This is a genomic window from Macrococcus lamae, assembly GCF_004359545.1.
In the GTDB taxonomy this organism is placed as follows: domain Bacteria; phylum Bacillota; class Bacilli; order Staphylococcales; family Staphylococcaceae; genus Macrococcus; species Macrococcus lamae.
The window spans coordinates 154,713-172,975 of the sequence record NZ_SCWB01000002.1; the positions used below are offsets into that span (position 1 = coordinate 154,713).

Genomic DNA, 18,263 nt, shown 5'->3' on the forward strand with positions numbered 1-18,263 from the left:
ATTGTAGTGACTGTTTAATCTTAATTTCTGTGATTGAATGCTGACTAGAATGAAATAGGGGATTAACTTTTGTTATACTATTAGCTAAATGATAGGAGGTGTGAGTATGGCAGTAATAGAAGTGAAGGGACTCAGTCATCGGTACCCGGAGCGTGACGTGAACGCGCTGACGGACGTGTCGTTTTCTGTGGAGCGTGGTGAATGGGTGTCGATTGTCGGACATAACGGTTCCGGAAAGTCGACACTTGTGAAACTGCTCGGCGCGATTATGCCAGTGCAGACGGGTAAAGTGCTTGTCCAGGGTATCGAGGTCGTTGAAGAGAACTGGTATAACGTCCATCAGCGGGTCGGCATGGTGTTCCAGAATCCGGATAATCAGTTTGTCGGTGCGACGGTTGAAGATGATGTAGCGTTCGGCTTAGAGAACCACGGCATTGATTATGATGAGATGCACATGCGTGTTGATGACGTGTTGGAAGCTGTCTCAATGTCCCATATGAAGACACATGAACCACATCATCTGTCAGGAGGGCAGAAGCAGCGTGTCGCGATAGCAGGTGTCATCGCACTTCGACGGGACGTCATTATACTGGACGAGGCGACAGCGATGCTTGACCCTGAAGGACGTCTTGAAATTATGACAGTGATCCGTGAGCTGCAGCAGCGTCTTAACTTAACCGTCATTGCCATCACACACGACCTTGAGGAAACAATTCACGCAGACCGGATACTGGTGCTTGAACAAGGACAGCTGATCATGGAAGGTACGCCTGAAGCTATATTCGCACACGGAGATCGTCTGATGGCGATCGGTCTTGATCTGCCTTTCTCTATGAAGGTCTATCATACGCTTACTGGGAAGACAGAATTTGTACTGGATAAGGAGCTGCTGGACCGCTTATGATTACTTTCGAACAGACAGGCTATGCCTATTCAAAAGGAACCCCGTTCGAAATGCGGGCGCTGTATGACATCAATACGTCTTTTGAGGCGGGGAAGTACTACGCCATTATCGGTCATACGGGTTCCGGTAAATCAACGCTCATCCAGCATCTGAATGGTTTGTTGAAGCCGACTGAAGGTGCTGTACAGTTTGATGATCTGACGATTACAAACAAGACTAAGAATAAGTATCTTGCACCACTCAGACGTCAAGTTGGAGTCGTCTTCCAGTTCGCTGAACAGCAGTTATTTGAAGAGACTGTGCTGAAAGACATTATCTTTGGCCCGAAGAACTTCGGTGTGAGCGAAGAAACAGCGATCAAGAAAGCACATGAACTGATAGACTTATTGAAACTCGATCCAAAACTGCTGGATGAGTCACCGTTTGAGCTGTCAGGCGGTCAGATGCGACGTGTGGCAATCGCAGGAGTACTGGCAATGGAACCGGATATACTTGTTCTTGACGAACCGACAGCAGGGCTTGATCCTGCCGGTCAGCGGGAGATCATGCAGTTATTTGATGATATCCAGAAAGAGACAGGCATCACGGTTATCTTAGTGACCCATCAGATGGAGCAGGCGGCACGTGCTGACGAAATCCGTGTACTGCATCATGGGACGATTGTCATGGAAGGTACGCCTCGAGATATTTACAGCCAGGATCTGTCCCATTTTGACTTACTGCCGCCGAAAATCGTTCAGCTGCAGCGGGCAGTGGAAGAGAAGCATGGAATGAAGTTCTCGGATCTTGCCCTCTCCATCGATGACTTCAAGCGCATGTATCAGGACTGGAGGACGTCACATGCTTGATCAGATGATACTTGGCCGCTATGTGCCGATCGATTCCTATATCCACCGTCTCGACCCGCGCATGAAGATTGTATTTGTCTTTATCATGATGATTGTGATATTTATGGCGAACAGTATCACGACCTATGGCATACTCTTAGTCATGATTCTTGTCATTCTTTACTTATCAAACTTAAAGCTGTCGTTTTTGATTGGCGGACTGAAACCGATTCTACTGCTATTAGCGTTTACGTTCCTGATGCACGTCTTCTTAACAAAAGGCGGCCAGAACCTGTTCAGCTATGGCATTATTGATATAGACAGCAATGGAATCATTCAAGGGCTGTTCATCAGCATGCGTTTTGTTCTGATTATCTTCCTGACGACAATCATGACACTGACGACAAGTCCGATTTCACTGACAGACGCGATCGAGTCGCTCCTGAACCCGCTGAAGAAACTGAAAGTGCCTGTTCATGAATTTGCACTGATGATGTCGATTGCGCTGAGATTTATACCGACGCTCATGGACGAGCTGACAAAAGTCATGAGGGCGCAGATGTCCCGCGGCTCTGATATGACGTCCGGATCTTTTATGAGCAGGCTTAAAGCAATCACGCCGCTCCTTGTGCCGCTCTTTGTCTCTGCGTTCAAACGGGCGGAAGATTTAGCCATAGCGATGGAAGTGCGTGGCTACAGAGGAGATATCGGCCGGACGAAATACCGGAAACTTGACTGGCAGGCACGTGATACATGGGCACTCATCACAGTCATTCCGATTACCCTTGCTATACTGTACTTTAGAACTTAGAGGTGACTTATGCGTATATTACTGCAGTTGACATATAACGGTGCAAACTTTCAAGGATTCCAGATCCAAAACGTTGGCCGCACTGTACAGTATGAATTAGAACGTATCCTGAAGCGGATGCACAGAACATTTGTCAGAATCCATCCGTCGTCCAGAACGGACAAAGGGGTCCATGCGTTATGCCAGTACGTTCACTTCGATACAACGATGAATCTGACGCCTGAGAAGTGGCAGCACGCCTTTAATTCAGCGCTGCCGGAGGACATCTATATTACATCAGTCAGAGAGATTCCTGAGAGCTTTCATTCACGGTACGACTGTATCGGCAAAGCCTACCGCTACAAAGTGTATCAAGGACTGCATAGAGATGTGATGAAGAACGGCATAGAGACATACTATCCGTATCAGCTTGACCTAAAACCGATGCAGGAAGCGGCACAGCACTTCCTCGGGACTCATGACTTCACATCATTCTGCTCAGCGAAGACAGAAATCGAGAACAAAGAACGCACCATCTACCAGTTCACCGTCGAAGAAACGCGTGATGGCTACGAGTTCCACGTCATCGGTTCAGGATTTCTCTACAACATGGTGAGAATCATGGTCAGCTATCTGCTAGACGTCGGACAGGGCAAGAAAGAAGGAAATGCCATTCCAGACATCATCGCTGCACGCAACCGTGAGAAGGCAGGGAAGACAGCACCGGCAGAAGGACTGTACCTTGAGAAGATCTATCTGAGCGAAGCAGAACTGAGAGAAGATCTGCCCAGTGACATAGAAATCATCACCAAGAAAAACAAAGAAAGAATTACACATTAATCATTGACAATACCCACTGAAATGTTATAAGATAAACAACGGTATTGTTTAATATCAACCACTACAATAAGCCCCGGAAACTTATTGTGTTACAGATATATAGACAGGAAATCAGAGGGAATTTTTTTTATTTTAGGAGGAAATCGAAATGCGTCAAACATTTATGGCTAACGAATCAAACATCGAACGCAAATGGTACGTTGTTGATGCAGAAGGACAAACTTTAGGTCGTCTTTCTTCAGAAGTAGCATCTATCTTACGCGGTAAAAACAAACCAACATTCACACCACACGTTGACTGTGGCGATCACGTGATCATCATCAACGCTGAAAAAATCTACTTATCAGGTAACAAACCAGCTGATAAAATCTACTACCGTCACTCATTACACCCAGGTGGTTTAAAACAGATCACTGCTGGTGAATTACGCGAGAAAAATCCAGTACGTTTACTTGAAACATCAATCAAAGGCATGTTACCAAAAGGTTCATTAGGCGATAAAATGGGTAAAAAATTACACGTTTACGCTGGACCAGAACACAAAAACCAAGCACAACAACCAGTAAACTACGAGTTACGTGGTTAATTAAGAGGAGGACAATACATTGGCACAAGTTGAATACCAAGGCACAGGCCGTCGTAAACATTCAGTAGCACGTGTACGTTTAGTACCGGGCGAAGGTAACATCACGATCAACAAACGTGACGTACGTGAGTACTTACCATTTGAATCATTAATCTTAGACTTAAACCAACCATTCGATCTGACAGAAACTAAAGGTAACTACGACGTTTTAGTAAACGTTCAAGGTGGCGGTTTCACAGGACAAGCACAAGCTATCCGTCACGGAATCGCGCGGGCATTGTTAGAAGCAGATCCAGAATACCGTGGTACATTAAAACGTGCGGGCATGTTAACACGTGACCCACGTATGAAAGAACGTAAAAAACCAGGTCTTAAAGGCGCACGTCGTTCACCACAGTTCTCAAAACGTTAATTCCTTTTATACCAAGGGTTCAAGGTACTTCTCGAAAATATTCGGGAAGTGCTTTTTTATATGTTCTCGACATGGATGTTACCCTTAAAGTATCTTAATAGGGTTTTACCAAGGTAACATTATAGAATGAAATAAAGATATATGACAGTTTATGATACTGATTGATACTAAGTGAAATGCTAATAATTTTTTATCTGCTGACATACGTATAGTGATCGTATTACTATCCAGATATTTCGGTTCGTTATGTTATAATTTGATATGACAAATTCCTTTTATGAACGGTTATTGAGGTGAAAAATATGATAGACAGAATAAATTTCTATCAGTATGAATCGGAAGGTCAATTGCTGGATAGAAAAAGAGCATCCATTCATCCTAAAGATATAGCCCAGCATATCAGTGCTTTTGCGAATGCTGAAGGTGGTGTCTTAGTTATTGGGATCGAAGATAATGGAGAAATCAGCGGATTTAATCATCCGAAAGCAAAGAGTATGGAGGAGTATATTGAAGCACCATTCGAGTATCTTTCGAGAGCACCTCGCTATTCTCATGAAATAATAGAAGTTGAAAATAGTGAAGGTAATGAAGATAAAATTCTGCTGTTTAATATAGAACCTAGCTATGATGCCATTATCACTCTAAAAGATGATTCTGTTTATCTGCGAGTGAATGATAAAAGTAAGAAACTGACCCATCCACAGATCACAAATCTAGAATATGATCGTGGGGCAAGACGTTTTGAAGAAGAACTTGTTGAATATTCTTCTATAGATGATGTAAATGAAGAACTGGTAGATGAATTTAAGGAACTGTTAGGTACGCATGTAAGTACTGAGAAGTTGCTGAAAGCCAGAGGTTTTATGAGAAATGAACAACTGACAGTAGCAGGTTTACTTCTATTTAGTGATAATATCAATGTCTATTTTCCGAGTGCTCGTATTCGTTTTATGAGGTATGAAGGGACTAAAGAAGAATCAGGATCAAGACTGAATGTGGTTAAAGATATAACTTTTGAGAATGCGTTACCTAAAGCTATTAGAGAAGCGAGAGCATTTATCAATACGCAGTTACGAGAATATACGTTCTTAGGGAAAGAAGGGAGATTTGTCACGCTTCCTGAGTATCCTGAGTTTGCTTGGTTCGAGGGCATGATTAATGCCATCGTTCATCGCAGATATGATAATCAAGGGGATCATATCAGAATAAAAATGTTTGATGACAGGCTAGAAATAAATAGTCCAGGTGCACTTCCGGCTTCAGTTACTTTAGAGAATATTAAAGAAGAGCGATATTCAAGAAATCCTAAACTGGCTGCAGCCCTTACTCAATATAAGTGGGTAAGAGAATCAAATGAAGGCGTTGGGCGTATATTTGATGAAATGAAGGACTACTTCTTGGATGATCCAGTCTATTCAGAGCCCAACAATAGTGCAGTTCAGCTGACTTTAAAGAATAATATTGTTGCCAGAAAAGAGAGAGAGACAGGGCGAGTAAGTAAGATAATAACGCCTGAATTATTTGAAAGCTTAAATGAGCAGCAAGAAATGATTGTGAGACATTTATATAATCAAGGAGAATTAACAGCTTCACAAATTGCAAATGTAATCCGAAGATCTATTCCTACAGCGAGAAAAAGATTGAAGGAACTAGAGGAAATGAATATTATATCTACACATGGATCAAGTAAAAATGATCCAAAAAGAACTTATTATCTACTAGACTAACGAGCAGTTTTGAAAACTTTCGAGTAAGTAAGAAAGAATTGAAGTAAAAATGATAAAAAGTCAATGCTGTCATGCATTTTTTGGGGTTTCGAGTAAAAATAAAAACTTTCGAGTAACTAGATAGTCAGTATCTTAAAATATTCTATAAATGCTTTTACAACAATGTTTAGCAGGGTTTCGAGTAAAAACTAAAACTATCGAGTAGTCGATAAAATACTAATTAATACAGTTGATAAAACAAATTAAATGAAAAGAGAAGCTTATATGATTGAGGACTTACTGAAAAAATATAAAAACAGTACTAGTGGAACATCTGAAATGCTGGATAGATTATTAACTGAAATGCTTGAAAATATAGGGCATACTGATAGTCATATACGCGATCAAATCATTTATAATGAGTTTTGCCAAATACTATTGAATAATAGTTTGAATAGAGAACAAATTAGTAAGATTATTAATCAATGTATTAAGAATCTTTCATTTAATATTGGGGAAACAAATACAGATAGTGTTTTTACTAGAAGTTTTAGCATATTGTTTTTACATGCTATTATCTGCTATGATAATCAATCAATAATACTTTCAGAGAGGGATTTTAATAAAATAATAAAAAATAGTCTGCATTATTTTAAAGTAGAAATTGATGTTCGAGGATGGGTGGAAGATAAAGGGTGGGCCCATGCTCCTGCACACACATCTGATTTAATTGTGGAATGCATTAAATCTAGATATTTTAAAAAGAACCTTGTTAACGAAATATTAGAAGGTATCAATTCTAATATATTCAAATTGCAACTAAATAGTGTTTGTTATATTGATGACGAAGATATAAGAATGTCTATGATTCTTGTGAGTTTGCTTGAAGAAAGGTATATTACTGAAAAAGAAGTTGGAATATGGTTAGCAAAACTAAAGGATTATTTGGAAACTGGTGCGAGTAAGAAAATTGAATACTACAGAAAAACTAAAAATTATACTGATTTTATAAGAGCTTTATTTTTTCAAACGGAACGCTTCAAGTATTTACAAAAAAATATTAAGATTTTGCTTAAATAAATAAGCAATATGAGAAATTATTAGAACTGCCGACCAGCAGATTTTAGTTTGAAAATGTTACCCTTTAAGTACCCTTTGTTGAAATTAAGTGATTTTTATTGATACTTAGTTTTTGACAAATCCTTTAATATCAACGCTTACGACACTTCATGATTATAGCTGAAACTCTATAATTTTTTGAACGTAAAAAACCAGGTCTTAAAGGCGCTCGTCGTTCACCACAGTTCTCAAAACGTTAATATGCCGAAGCTGTTGCGAATTTATTCGCTTACAGATTGGGTACGCAAATTGCGTCAGCGATTTGTGTTCAATTGAAGAAATGTTCAAAGCACTTCTTGGAATCTTCCAGGAAGTGCTTTTTTTGTTTTTATTGAGAACTTTAATTACCTTTTAGTTACCCAAGAGGAGCTGTTTTGTTTTAATGATGTAGAAATTTCAACAATATGTAATGGTATGACACTATATAAAATGACCTAATTTTTCTATGACTAACATACATTATAATATTGATGATAAAATTAAAACTTATTTTGATCAACCTTCGTCTAACAGCCTAACTAGTCTTCTTTACTTAATATAAAATATTTTAAAAGTGATTTTCTAAAATATTCGAGAAGTGCTTTTATGATTATATAAAGTAATTTAGTCATTTTTATTTTCCTGATATTTAATACGCATGTGCTATTATAGTGATTAAGATCACGTTATTAATGCAGAGAGGTGATATAATTTTGGATATTTTAGAAGTAATCAAGAATGGAGAATCTAACACAGTAGAATTTAAAAGTTGGATAAAAACTCCGCATTTCAAAGAAATGATTGATTTATTAGTTAAAGAAGCAGTTGGCTTTGCTAATACAAAAGGCGGAAGAATTTTTGCAGGAGTTGAAGATAATGGAGAGATCACTGGCTGTAATAGTTTTGATACTCAAAATATTATTGAATCAATTTATGACAAAACGATACCAAAGTTATTTACAGAGATAGAAATTGTTCAAATTCAAGATAAAACTATATTACAAATTACTGTAGAAAAATCTCCTAATAAAATTTCTACATCAAAAGGAATTTCGTATAAAAGATTGGGAAAAAACACTAAACCTGATTATCCAGTTGAATATAGTTCAAACAGAATTGATGGATTCAAAGGTGATTATTCATCAAAAGTGATTGAACCATCAATCAAGAAGATGTAGATTTTTATGAAGTAGAAAATTTGAAACGTAAATTACAAGCACGTGATAAAGATTCAACACTATATAATTTAGATGATATTAGCTTTTTGAAAGATTTGGAACTCATTGAATTGATAAATGAAGAAATAAAACTTACGGTTGCAGGATGTTTATTTGTTGGAACTGAAAATGCTATTTCTAAATATCTGCCACAATCAGAAATAATAGTGTTAACTTATAAAGAAGGGGAAATCGAGTATCATAAGCGCATAGAATTAAAAGTTCCATTATTAAGAGCGCTAGATAGAATCCAACAAATTTTTGAAGACCAAAATAATATAAAGAATATTCAAATTGGTTTATTTAAATTAGAAGTATTAGATTATCCAATGAATGTATTCCAAGAAGCCTTATTAAATGCTATGACGCATAGAGACTATGAAAGTTTATCATCGATTATTATTAAATTTTATCCTAATGAAATACATATAGAAAATCCAGGTTCATTTCCTGAGGGTATCAGTAATAAAAATATCATCAGTCATCAATCTACTCCTAGAAATAAACTAATTGCAGAAACTTTCCAAAAACTAAAGTATGTCCAAAGATCAGGACAGGGTGTGGATATTATATTTAAAGACATGTTATCGTTAGGGAAATCAGCTCCTGACTATACGTTATATAGTAATTCAGTTCAGCTAATACTTCGTAGTAGCACAGAGGACATTGAATTCTTAAAATTTATAACAAAAGAAGAAGAGAAGAATAATACGTTTTCAGTTCAAGAAATTTGTATATTAAAGTATATAAAGGAAAATAAGAAAATAACATTAGCTGAAGCAGCTGAAGTTGCACAGATTAGTCATCAATCTGTACTGGTCGTATTAAATGATTTGATACAGAAGAAGAACATAATTCAAAGAGAGCATAAAAATAGTTATATGTTTACTCATAGAGTTTATGCAGAATTTGATGATCAAATTGAATACTTTAAAGACAAAGAGTTTGATGAGACAAAAGGTGAAGTAATGATACTAGAATATCTTTCTAAATATGAATTTATTACAAGACGTGAAGTAGAGAGATTATGCGGATTTTCTACAACTACAAGTAAAAGAATTCTAAAAAGTTTAAGAGAAAAAAATAAAATTATATTGATTGGTCAATCATCATCTAGTAAGTACAAATTAAAAATTGAAGGTTATGATTAATATAATAATCTTTAATTAAATAATTGGGCCGAGATTGGACCGAGATGAAAATAATAGAGAAAACCCGTAAAACTGACTGCAGCACTAACTCAATATAAGTGGGTTAGAGAATCAAATGAAGGTGTTGGACGTATATTTGATGAAATGAAAGACTATTTCATGGATGATCCAGTTTATTCAGAGCCGAACAATAGTGCAGTTCAGCTGACTTTGAAGAATAATATCGTTGCCAGAAAAGAAAGAGAAACAGGTCGAGTAAGTAAGATAATAACGCCTGAGTTATTTAGTAGTTTGGATAGCAATGAAGGAAAAATTGTTAGACATTTGTATAATAGTGGTCCTTTAACCCCTTCTAAAACAGCCGAATTAATAGGAAGAAGTTTAGTACCAACTAGAAAAATTCTGACTAAGCTTATAGATAAAGATATTATAGAAGTACATCAATCACATCCTAAAGACCCTCATAAGTTTCATACTTTAAAAGAAATTCATTAATTATAACAAGCTATCGAGTAAAAAGTCGAAACTATCGAGTTACTAGATAGATAATTTTAAAAACTATGCTATGAATGCTCTTATAGCAGTATTTGATGAGATATCGAGTAAAAAACTAAAACTATCGAGTTACTAAAAATAATATCAAGTTAAAATGTTAAAAGTTCAATATTATCAAGGGTTTAATAGAGTTTCGAGTAAAAATGAAAAATTTCGAGTATGTAGATACTTAATATGAATTGAAATAAAAGATTTATTACCGGACGATAACCGGACGATAGAAAGATAGATCAAAGTACTGCTGACGAATAGATTTTATTCTAAGAATTTTGGTCTTTAAGTATCGCTTTATGTTTAGTAGGAAAAAATATTTTTATAGAGTCATATCAGACTTATTACATCAACGGCTTAAAAATTATTTTAGAAGATTACTTCTATGTTATCGTATGTCATTTTTCTTTTATACTTAATAAGTAGATGCTATAATGTACATTATAACGTACGTTAAAGGAGGCTTGAATATGACTACTTACACACCTACAAGTGCTAGAAAAGATTTGTTTAATATTATCAGATCTGTTAATGAAGATAGTAAAGAAGTTTATATTGCACCCACTAAAATTGGAGAAAAAGGGGCAGTTTTAGTTGGGGAAGATGACTGGAATGCGATACAGGAAACGTTATTCTTATCTGAAAAAGGGATTGTCAATCAAATTGAAGAACGTAAAAACGAGGAAGTCATTGATTTTGATAGTACCTGGGATAGTTTGTAATGTATAGAATTGTGATAAAATCTAGTGTTAAAAAAGACTTGAAAAAAATAAAAAATACGCTCTTAGAGGCTAAATTTTTAAATATCATTCAACAACTTAAAGAAAATCCATATAAAAGTAACCATTCTTTTGAAAAGCTAATTCCTCCTATTAAAGGCTTTTATTCCAAAAGGGAAAATGTACAGCGTCGTGTAGTATATACAGTAAATGAAGAAGAAAAAACAGTAACAATTTATTCTGCATATGGACATTATGAGTAAAGATTTTTAAATATCTTTACTTGGCAATATCTTATCCCGTGTAGATATATCGATTCCATTGAAGATATTAAAAGAGAAGCTAATACTAACGAAACTAAAGTGCACCCTAAAAGTTAAATTTGAGTTCTAACTTTTGGGGTGCAGCTCTTAATTGTAGTCTTTTATAAATCCATGTTTTACCAAAATTTCTAAGTATGTCTGAAAATGTGGATCATCAATATTTCCTTCATCCATGCCTTTTATTCGACTATAACAATACATTAATTCTTGCAACTTAATTGAGCCCCAAACATATAGAAAACTTACATTTTTCTTATCTTTAGTTTCAATGATGACTGACATAGCATGTTCTTCATTATGCTTAACAATAAGAGTATCATAATCATATTTATCTTTCATGTCAGCAGTATAATCATTATCATCTTCGTCTAAATCAATACCAATATCATCAAACTCGTCTTTAAATTTATTTAACACTTCTTGATCTTCAATAACATACATTTTAAAAACATTTTTGTATGTTACTTCTTCATTATTTTTTAGATCTGTCTTAGACATGTTTTTCAATGGAATTTCAAAAGCTTTTAAATCATTGATCAAGATGGTTTCTATTTCAGGAATACTATAAGTAAAACTTTTTTTATTTTTGTTATATGCTTCCAATGCTGCTTTATAATTCATAATGATTTCCTCCAAATATATTGGTTTTGAACTATAGAAAGAGTGCATATTAGGTACTCTAGAGCTATCCTGCTGTAACTATTATTTGTGAAACATCCTTAGCTTTATGAGTCTTAAATTCAATAAAGAATCCAATGTACTTTTCTGCGTTGTCAACTTGATAACTACATAAACTTGAACCTACCTTACCATGGCTTATAGCTGTTTCAATAATCATTTCGTCAATATTTTTAAATTCAGGAAGATTGATGCTAGCTAATCCTGGTGCATAAATGTTATTTATACTCAATTCATCACCTAACAGAATGGATTTTACTAAGTCAGCGATTGTTTGATTTTTAGGCGAATTATTACAATTTGCTTTTTGTATCACTTTCATCAAGACATCCCCTTAAATGTTTTCATATAAACCGTACAAAATCGGCAGAAAAGTTATATTCTATAATTTCTAACCTTTGTTTGTGCAATAGGTTTATTATATTGCCATTTGATGAAATAGCATAGACTGTTTTTATGTAATTGAAAAACGTTAACACATTTTTCAGGAAAAGTTGAGAAATACTTTTTTTGACAGAAAATAAAATGGATAATTGTAACTAACATAATCGTAATTATGTTAGTTAGTAACCAGAATTTTTAGATATTGATATTTTAAACAATATCAAGTTGAATGAATAAGAGTTGAAGAATTAATTTTTATGCTGCTTGAAATTTTAGACTTCGATCGGAAGAGGTTAATAAAAGCATTCATATTTTAAATTATTTCCTGAGAAATAAAGAGTCTATAAAAAATCTTATAGTCTCTTTAATGCTAAATTATAAAGATATTAGATAGCAAATATCGCTTTAAATCGTTATGTTGATAGGGAAGGAGCTGTTGAAAATGAATGTAGGTCATCAAATTAGAATTTATAGAAAGGAACTTAATTTGTCTCAAGTAGAATTGGCAGATAAGATTTATGTTTCTAGTCAGACCATCTCTAACTGGGAGAATAAAAGAAGTTATCCGGATCTTCACAATTTGATTGCACTTACTTCATTATTCAATGTTTCTTTAGACGAACTTGTTAAAGGAGATGTTGTAGAAATGAAGAATGCTGTTGGCAAAGATGAAATGACTAAGTATACGTGGATGATGCTAGGATTTATATTGTTGAGTATCATTTCTATGGGAGCCGCATTGAAATTCAGTGATAGCTGGTTTGGGTGGTTAATACCGCTTATTTTATGGATGATATCTATGTACTTTGCTATAAAGATTGAAAAGTTGAAGAATAAATATAATGTTCAAACGTATAAAGAAATATTAGACTATATGGAGAACGGATATCAAGTCAATCAAAAATCTAGAAATAATAAAAAATATTTCATAGAGAAAACTATAATAGTCGCTGCATTTACTGCAATTATTGGATTACTAGGAATTTTAAGTCTGTATTTGTTTGGAGAGCTGTAAATTAATGATTTAAATAGCTATGTAAAAGCACTTCTATAAACGTCAAGTTTAATATGTACAGTTTTGCCTAAATAACGATGCACAATTTTATTCCTTATCCGAAGGAAAATGATTTTTCAGTCTATAAGATGGTCCGACGATTGAAACTATAGTGGCGTGATGAAGGATGCGATCGAGAATCGCATTGGCTATCTTAGTATCCAGAAATACTTCATCCCATGCCTTGAAATTGACGTTGGTAGTCAGTATGGTGCTCTTCTTCTCATAACGCCGGTCAATGAGCTGGAAAAATAGTTTTGCGTCTTCGACGTCTATCGGAAGATAGCCGATTTCATCAATGATCAGAAGCTTGTATTTAGTATAGTGTTTCAGCCTTGACTCAAGCCTGCCTTCATTCCGTGCTTTCCGTAGATCTTCAATGAGCTGATGACATTTAATAAAATAGGTGCTGTTTCGTTTCTTAGCTGCTGCTATCCCGATGGAAGTGGCTAGATGGGTCTTTCCGACGCCACTGGGTCCCAGAAAGACGATGTTTTCCTGATTCTCTATAAATCTCAGCGACATAAAATCCATCATCTGCTGTTGATTGATACCAGGCTGAAACTTGAAATCAAAACTGTTCATCTCCTTCAGGAAAGGAAAGCCGGCGACTTTGACCATAGACTGGATCATGTTCTTCTCCCTGACATCAATCTCATGATTGGTCAGCCGGATGAGGCAGTCGGTGAAAGAAACTTCATGAGTGATGCTGAAGTCGACGACTTCATCCAGATGTAGGACCATCTGTTTCAGTTTCAGGTATTCCAGATTTGAGAGAAGCTGTCTGTAGTTTGAAGTTGTCTCCATCATTCATACATCTCCCCGATTGCTCTGAGATTTGCCCTTGCCAGATCGTCGATTTCTGGGTAATAAGGTGATGACACCTTCAGTGACTCAATGTAGTGTTCTTCTTTATAGTTGAGCCTGGATCTGCTTAGAGTGTGGCAGGCAATGAGTTTCATGTTATAATAGACATGGATTTGGTTATTGAACACTTGTAACTGGACACGCTTCCATATGTATTCGGATGGGACCGAATACTGGTTGCCTTTATAGGTGATCATATTGGAGGAGTTCACTTTTACAGTTTGTCCAATAATTCTATAGGAGTCTCTTACTTTGTCAGTTGGTAGCTGGAGTAGGTGGCTCCTTTCTTTTTCTAATTCAAGAATGGGAATCCTGCCCGTACCCTGGTGTAACTGATAGTTTACCCTTTGATTAAGCTTTGAGATGAATGCATACAGTTCCGGCAGGTCAAACTGTCCTTGATAGGCATGAATTTCATCAAGTAACTTCATGGTCGTCTCCACCTTGCCTTTTGTTCTGGGTCTTCCAGCGATACACGGTCTGACTTTCATCCCCATATCACTCGCATACTGTTCAAATCGGTCATTTACTTTTCCCCTGCTGAATTCAGTGCGTGGTCGATCCATTACCGTCTTCATATTATCTGTGAGAAGTTCCCTCGGAACACCACCGATCATCTCAAAAGATTCAGTCAGGAAGGATTTAAGTACCTCCTGTGATTTAGTGGTGGAAATATGGAAAATCCGGAACCGTGAATGAGAAAGTATCAGCACGGCAATATGGATTTCAATGATATTGCCGTCTTTCAGATGGAACTTAATATTCTCCTTCCAGTCGAGTTGAGCTTGGGCACCAGGGGAAGTTTCGTAGCGTGGTGCTCCTTTAGGAGCTTTGATTTTGGTTCCTTGTTCAAAATAATCATTGAATGCTTGATGTCTTGAGATATAGCTTCTGAAAAGCGACTGGGAACAATCCAATCCATGGTCGTCCTTCAGATACTGCCACAATACGCGTCTATAATAAAAAATCTGCTTGCTTTCATCTGACAGAAGCTGAGTGATTATATCATAGTACTTATCAATCTTTGAGATTCTTTTTCTAGTAGACGTAGGCGCATATCCATTCAGATATTTGTCTACAGTACGTCTATCCTTCCCAAGCTCTCTTGCCAGCTTACTCTTATTAATTTTCATTTTCGCACTCTCCATTATATCTTTCAGTCTGGATAAGTCTGAAAGACTTGTGATCTTAAATTCTGTGTCTAAATTGACTGTATAATTCATAATTTCACCTCTATAAAATTATGAGAAATTCAGTCGATTTTGTACATACTTATTTAAGCGAGAGTGTACATATTTAAACTAGCATTTATACACTTCTCAACAATTATTTTGGGAAGTGCTTTTACACTAAGTTATGCTTAGGATAAGTTAATTGTTAAATGACTTGTCAAACATCGCTAAACAATAAGTGAATAATGTTTAAATAAAATTAATTATAAATCCTGATTTTACAGAGGAATTAAATGAATAAGAAACTGGCTTTAAAATTATTGTTTAATATTGGCATCAATGAAGTTTATAATGAACCTTTGCCTATTTCAGGCGGTTTACTGCATAAGCTTTATAAAGTAGAAACAAATAAAGGAATATTTGCGATTAAAGTACTGAATTCTGAAATCATGTCTCGAGCTGAAGCGGAAAATAATTATTTATTGTCGGAGTTATATTCTCATGCAGCTAAACAAGCAGGTATTAATGCTGTGTGTGCAAAATTATTTAATAGAAAACCATGGCTGTTTGTGGATAACCACTATTACATGGTATTTGATTAGATTGAGGGCAAAACATTAAAGCAGGACAATATTCAGGAAATACATATTATAGAGATTGCCAAAGCCTTAGCGGAATTACATAAGTTAAACTATCAATCAGATTTAGTTTCAAAAGACATGATGTATTTTGAATTAAATACTTTCAAAGAGTATATTAATAAAGAAGCTGTAGATGAAACAGCTTGGAATATCCCGGTAAATATGCTAGTAGATCGAGTTGTTAGTAACGGTGTTAAAATCCTCAATAATAACGTTTTAAAAATCCCCAAAATTAACGGATAATCTATATCATTGATGTAGATTGGAAGTGATTTTGAAGATGACGTTATTAATGGAGGATTTTTTTATGATTAGGGATCTAAGAAATAAAGGCTGGACAGTGACAGCCATTTCAAAGGAAACGGGATTTGATCGTAAGACGATATCCAAGTATCTAAACAGTGGGGCTGCACCTACGGTGACCCAACGGACATCAAAAGGAAGTAAGCTTGATCCCTATAAGGGATATCTAGAGAAGAGAATCAGTGAAGGAACCACTAACTGCAATGTGCTCATCGAAGAAATCAGAGCACTTGGCTATGACGGAAAGATAACAATCCTCAGAGATTTTGTCAGACCTCTGAGAGCGAAAAAAGGTGCCCAGGGTACGGTCAGATATGAAACAGTACCAGGAAGACAGGCTCAAGTTGACTGGGCTGTCAATGTGGGAACATGCATCGTAGATGGCAGTAGACAGACAATCCACGCATTTATTATGGTATTGAGTTACTCCCGGAAAAGGTACATTGAATTTACTGTCGATATGACACAGGAGACACTGATGAAGTGTCATATGAATGCATTCAGCTATTTTAACGGAGTGCCGGAACAGATTCTTTATGACAATATGAAGACTGTCGTCACCAGACATAGTGTCAAACAGATTAGATTCAACAAGAAGTTTGAGGATTTCCTTAATTATTATGAAGTGTGTCCCAAGGCCTGTAAACCATACAGAGCCCAGACCAAAGGTAAGGTTGAAAGAGCCGTCTCCTATTTAAGATCAAATTTTCTTCAACGGAAAAATCTGTCCGATAATTTGGTGGAGCTGAATCAGGAGGTAATCAGCTGGTTGGACCGTGTGGTCCATCTCAAAGTCAATCAGACCACTCAGAAGAGTCCCAATGAAATGTTTGAAGCTGAGTGTAAGGCACTTAGAAAATGGGGCGTCAGACCACTCTACCGTATGGAACCGTGGGAACAAAGAACGGTGTCAAAGGACTGTTTCATTTCTTTCCGTGGTAGTCTTTACTCAGTTCCCCATCGATTCGTAGGTGCACAGCTTAAACTCAGATTCAGGAATGGTCTCCTTGAAGTTTTTGACGGCATTGAATGTGTCGCAGTGCACATCGAATGATAAATAAGATACCATAGGTATACTACAGTTTGAAGTTGCCGAAAACCTACATTTTATTTTGCCCAAAACCTACATTTTTAAATTGCCCTTGACAAAGAAACTTGGATTGATGAATTTAATAAAGTCAAAAAAGACATTTTAAACGTCATAGAAGTTAATCCGGAAAATATTCAACATATTGGCAGCACATCTATTCCAGGTTTAAGCGCTAAACCGATTATAGATGTTCTTTTAGGCGTTGATAACTATGAAACCATGCCGGAAACGTTCTTTAATGCTTTAAAATCGATTGGTATTTATAGGTTAAAAGTTGAAAGAGATGATGAAATAGTATTAGCAAAGTTTGAAGACCATACATTTGAAAAACATACCCACTTTGTACATTTAGTAAGTTTAGGTGGTCAGAAATGGACCGACTTATTAAAGTTTCGAGATTATTTAAGGGCTCATGAACATGCAAAGGACGAGTACATGACATTAAAATATAAACTATTAGAGCAATTTGCAGGTAACAGATCTCAATACACGAAACAAAAAGAAACTTTTATTAAATCAATCATTAATGCTGTTTAGTTATATTATCTGATACAAAAGTAACGGATTATTTGGATTACTAAGTTATCTAATGTAAAAGAAATCACAGAAAACTATTAAAATTTAGTCATGAATAAGAGAATGGCTAGAAGATATTTAATAAGTATAGGAAGTCACTAGTGTTGCATAAAAGTATTTCAACCTACGGTTTTAAATTGAATATTCTAAAATTTTATTTTCTGTATAAAAAAATTCCTTTATAATGGTTGGAGGTAGTAATACTCATCCAAATTCCAAAATAAAGGAACAAGCTATGGATAAGTTTACTAAAAAATCATCATTTGAACAATGGATTTTACCTATAGATTTTAAAAAAGTTTCTGCACATGTAAGATATCTGAACTTGGATCACTATACAAAGAAACTGAATACCTGTGCTTTCATCAAGCTGCTGCTG

General features: G+C 35.7%; 20 protein-coding genes and 2 pseudogenes. 18 read left to right on the top strand and 4 right to left on the bottom strand.

Features of this window, described 5'->3' with window-relative positions; all coding sequences use genetic code 11:
* The first annotated feature begins 106 nt into the window (after positions 1-106).
* The 14 genes and pseudogenes from ERX29_RS02385 to ERX29_RS02450 all read left to right on the top strand — a co-directional run bounded on the left by ERX29_RS02385 (position 107) and on the right by ERX29_RS02450 (position 11,059).
* Positions 107-904 carry an energy-coupling factor transporter ATPase gene (locus tag ERX29_RS02385; protein ID WP_133443082.1) on the top strand — a complete coding sequence of 266 codons (798 nt, stop codon included), beginning with the start codon at positions 107-109 and terminating at the stop codon, positions 902-904.
* Positions 901-1,752 (top strand): energy-coupling factor transporter ATPase, encoded by an 852-nt coding sequence (locus tag ERX29_RS02390; RefSeq protein ID WP_133443083.1) that lies wholly within the window; start codon positions 901-903, stop codon positions 1,750-1,752. The genes ERX29_RS02385 and ERX29_RS02390 overlap by 4 nt, the downstream gene beginning before the upstream one ends.
* Positions 1,745-2,542: an energy-coupling factor transporter transmembrane component T family protein gene (locus tag ERX29_RS02395; RefSeq protein ID WP_133443084.1), complete on the top strand. Its 798-nt coding sequence runs from the start codon at positions 1,745-1,747 to the stop codon at positions 2,540-2,542. The genes ERX29_RS02390 and ERX29_RS02395 overlap by 8 nt, the downstream gene beginning before the upstream one ends.
* A gap of 9 nt (positions 2,543-2,551) precedes the next feature.
* Positions 2,552-3,361 (top strand): tRNA pseudouridine(38-40) synthase TruA, encoded by an 810-nt coding sequence (gene truA / locus ERX29_RS02400; RefSeq protein WP_133443085.1) that lies wholly within the window; start codon positions 2,552-2,554, stop codon positions 3,359-3,361.
* A gap of 148 nt (positions 3,362-3,509) precedes the next feature.
* Positions 3,510-3,947 (top strand): 50S ribosomal protein L13, encoded by a 438-nt coding sequence (gene rplM / locus ERX29_RS02405; RefSeq protein WP_133443086.1) that lies wholly within the window; start codon positions 3,510-3,512, stop codon positions 3,945-3,947.
* Positions 3,948-3,966: 19 nt separating this feature from the next.
* Complete coding sequence (gene rpsI / locus ERX29_RS02410) at positions 3,967-4,359, top strand: 30S ribosomal protein S9 (RefSeq protein WP_133443087.1); 393 nt, start codon at positions 3,967-3,969, stop codon at positions 4,357-4,359.
* Positions 4,360-4,661: 302 nt separating this feature from the next.
* Entirely contained in the window at positions 4,662-6,086 is a 1,425-nt protein-coding gene (locus tag ERX29_RS02415; protein WP_133432493.1) for an ATP-binding protein, read from the top strand.
* Between the two features lie 246 nt (positions 6,087-6,332).
* Positions 6,333-7,145 carry a DUF2785 domain-containing protein gene (locus ERX29_RS02420; protein WP_133432492.1) on the top strand — a complete coding sequence of 271 codons (813 nt, stop codon included), beginning with the start codon at positions 6,333-6,335 and terminating at the stop codon, positions 7,143-7,145.
* Positions 7,146-7,324: 179 nt separating this feature from the next.
* Positions 7,325-7,384, top strand: a pseudogene (rpsI, locus tag ERX29_RS11135) (30S ribosomal protein S9); the annotation flags it as partial.
* Positions 7,385-7,855: 471 nt separating this feature from the next.
* A complete protein-coding gene (locus ERX29_RS02430) occupies positions 7,856-8,341 on the top strand; it encodes an AlbA family DNA-binding domain-containing protein (protein WP_133443088.1) in 486 nt (161 codons plus the stop codon).
* A gap of 20 nt (positions 8,342-8,361) precedes the next feature.
* Complete coding sequence (locus tag ERX29_RS02435) at positions 8,362-9,531, top strand: ATP-binding protein (protein ID WP_133443089.1); 1,170 nt, start codon at positions 8,362-8,364, stop codon at positions 9,529-9,531.
* A gap of 69 nt (positions 9,532-9,600) precedes the next feature.
* Positions 9,601-10,026: pseudogene (locus tag ERX29_RS02440) on the top strand (ATP-binding protein); the annotation flags it as partial.
* 521 nt (positions 10,027-10,547) lie between these two features.
* Positions 10,548-10,799 carry a type II toxin-antitoxin system Phd/YefM family antitoxin gene (locus ERX29_RS02445; protein WP_133443090.1) on the top strand — a complete coding sequence of 84 codons (252 nt, stop codon included), beginning with the start codon at positions 10,548-10,550 and terminating at the stop codon, positions 10,797-10,799.
* Positions 10,799-11,059 (top strand): Txe/YoeB family addiction module toxin, encoded by a 261-nt coding sequence (locus ERX29_RS02450; protein ID WP_133443091.1) that lies wholly within the window; start codon positions 10,799-10,801, stop codon positions 11,057-11,059. Before ERX29_RS02445 ends, ERX29_RS02450 begins: the two co-directional genes overlap by 1 nt.
* 147 nt (positions 11,060-11,206) lie before the next feature.
* Here ERX29_RS02450 and ERX29_RS02455 read toward each other — a convergent pair whose 3' ends face one another.
* Positions 11,207-11,740 (bottom strand): hypothetical protein, encoded by a 534-nt coding sequence (locus tag ERX29_RS02455; RefSeq protein WP_133443092.1) that lies wholly within the window; start codon positions 11,738-11,740, stop codon positions 11,207-11,209.
* A 64-nt stretch (positions 11,741-11,804) separates the two neighbouring features.
* On the bottom strand, positions 11,805-12,119 hold the full coding sequence (locus ERX29_RS02460) for a hypothetical protein (protein WP_133443093.1): 315 nt from the start codon (positions 12,117-12,119) through the stop codon (positions 11,805-11,807).
* Between the two features lie 504 nt (positions 12,120-12,623).
* Here ERX29_RS02460 and ERX29_RS02465 point away from each other — a divergent pair.
* Entirely contained in the window at positions 12,624-13,196 is a 573-nt protein-coding gene (locus ERX29_RS02465) for a helix-turn-helix domain-containing protein (protein ID WP_133443094.1), read from the top strand.
* 87 nt (positions 13,197-13,283) lie between these two features.
* Here the strand turns inward: ERX29_RS02465 and istB are convergent, their stop codons facing one another.
* Positions 13,284-14,042: an IS21-like element helper ATPase IstB gene (istB, locus tag ERX29_RS02470; RefSeq protein ID WP_133443110.1), complete on the bottom strand. Its 759-nt coding sequence runs from the start codon at positions 14,040-14,042 to the stop codon at positions 13,284-13,286.
* Complete coding sequence (gene istA, locus ERX29_RS02475) at positions 14,042-15,325, bottom strand: IS21 family transposase (RefSeq protein ID WP_133443095.1); 1,284 nt, start codon at positions 15,323-15,325, stop codon at positions 14,042-14,044. The genes istB and istA (ERX29_RS02475) overlap by 1 nt, the downstream gene beginning before the upstream one ends.
* A gap of 242 nt (positions 15,326-15,567) precedes the next feature.
* Between istA (ERX29_RS02475) and ERX29_RS02480 the strand changes: the two genes are divergently transcribed.
* The 3 genes from ERX29_RS02480 to ERX29_RS02490 all read left to right on the top strand — a co-directional run bounded on the left by ERX29_RS02480 (position 15,568) and on the right by ERX29_RS02490 (position 17,845).
* Entirely contained in the window at positions 15,568-15,876 is a 309-nt protein-coding gene (locus ERX29_RS02480) for a hypothetical protein (RefSeq protein WP_133443096.1), read from the top strand.
* A 346-nt stretch (positions 15,877-16,222) separates the two neighbouring features.
* Positions 16,223-17,272: an IS21 family transposase gene (gene istA / locus ERX29_RS02485; protein ID WP_165981038.1), complete on the top strand. Its 1,050-nt coding sequence runs from the start codon at positions 16,223-16,225 to the stop codon at positions 17,270-17,272.
* A 105-nt stretch (positions 17,273-17,377) separates the two neighbouring features.
* On the top strand, positions 17,378-17,845 hold the full coding sequence (locus ERX29_RS02490) for a GrpB family protein (RefSeq protein ID WP_279433906.1): 468 nt from the start codon (positions 17,378-17,380) through the stop codon (positions 17,843-17,845).
* The last annotated feature ends 418 nt before the right edge of the window (positions 17,846-18,263 follow it).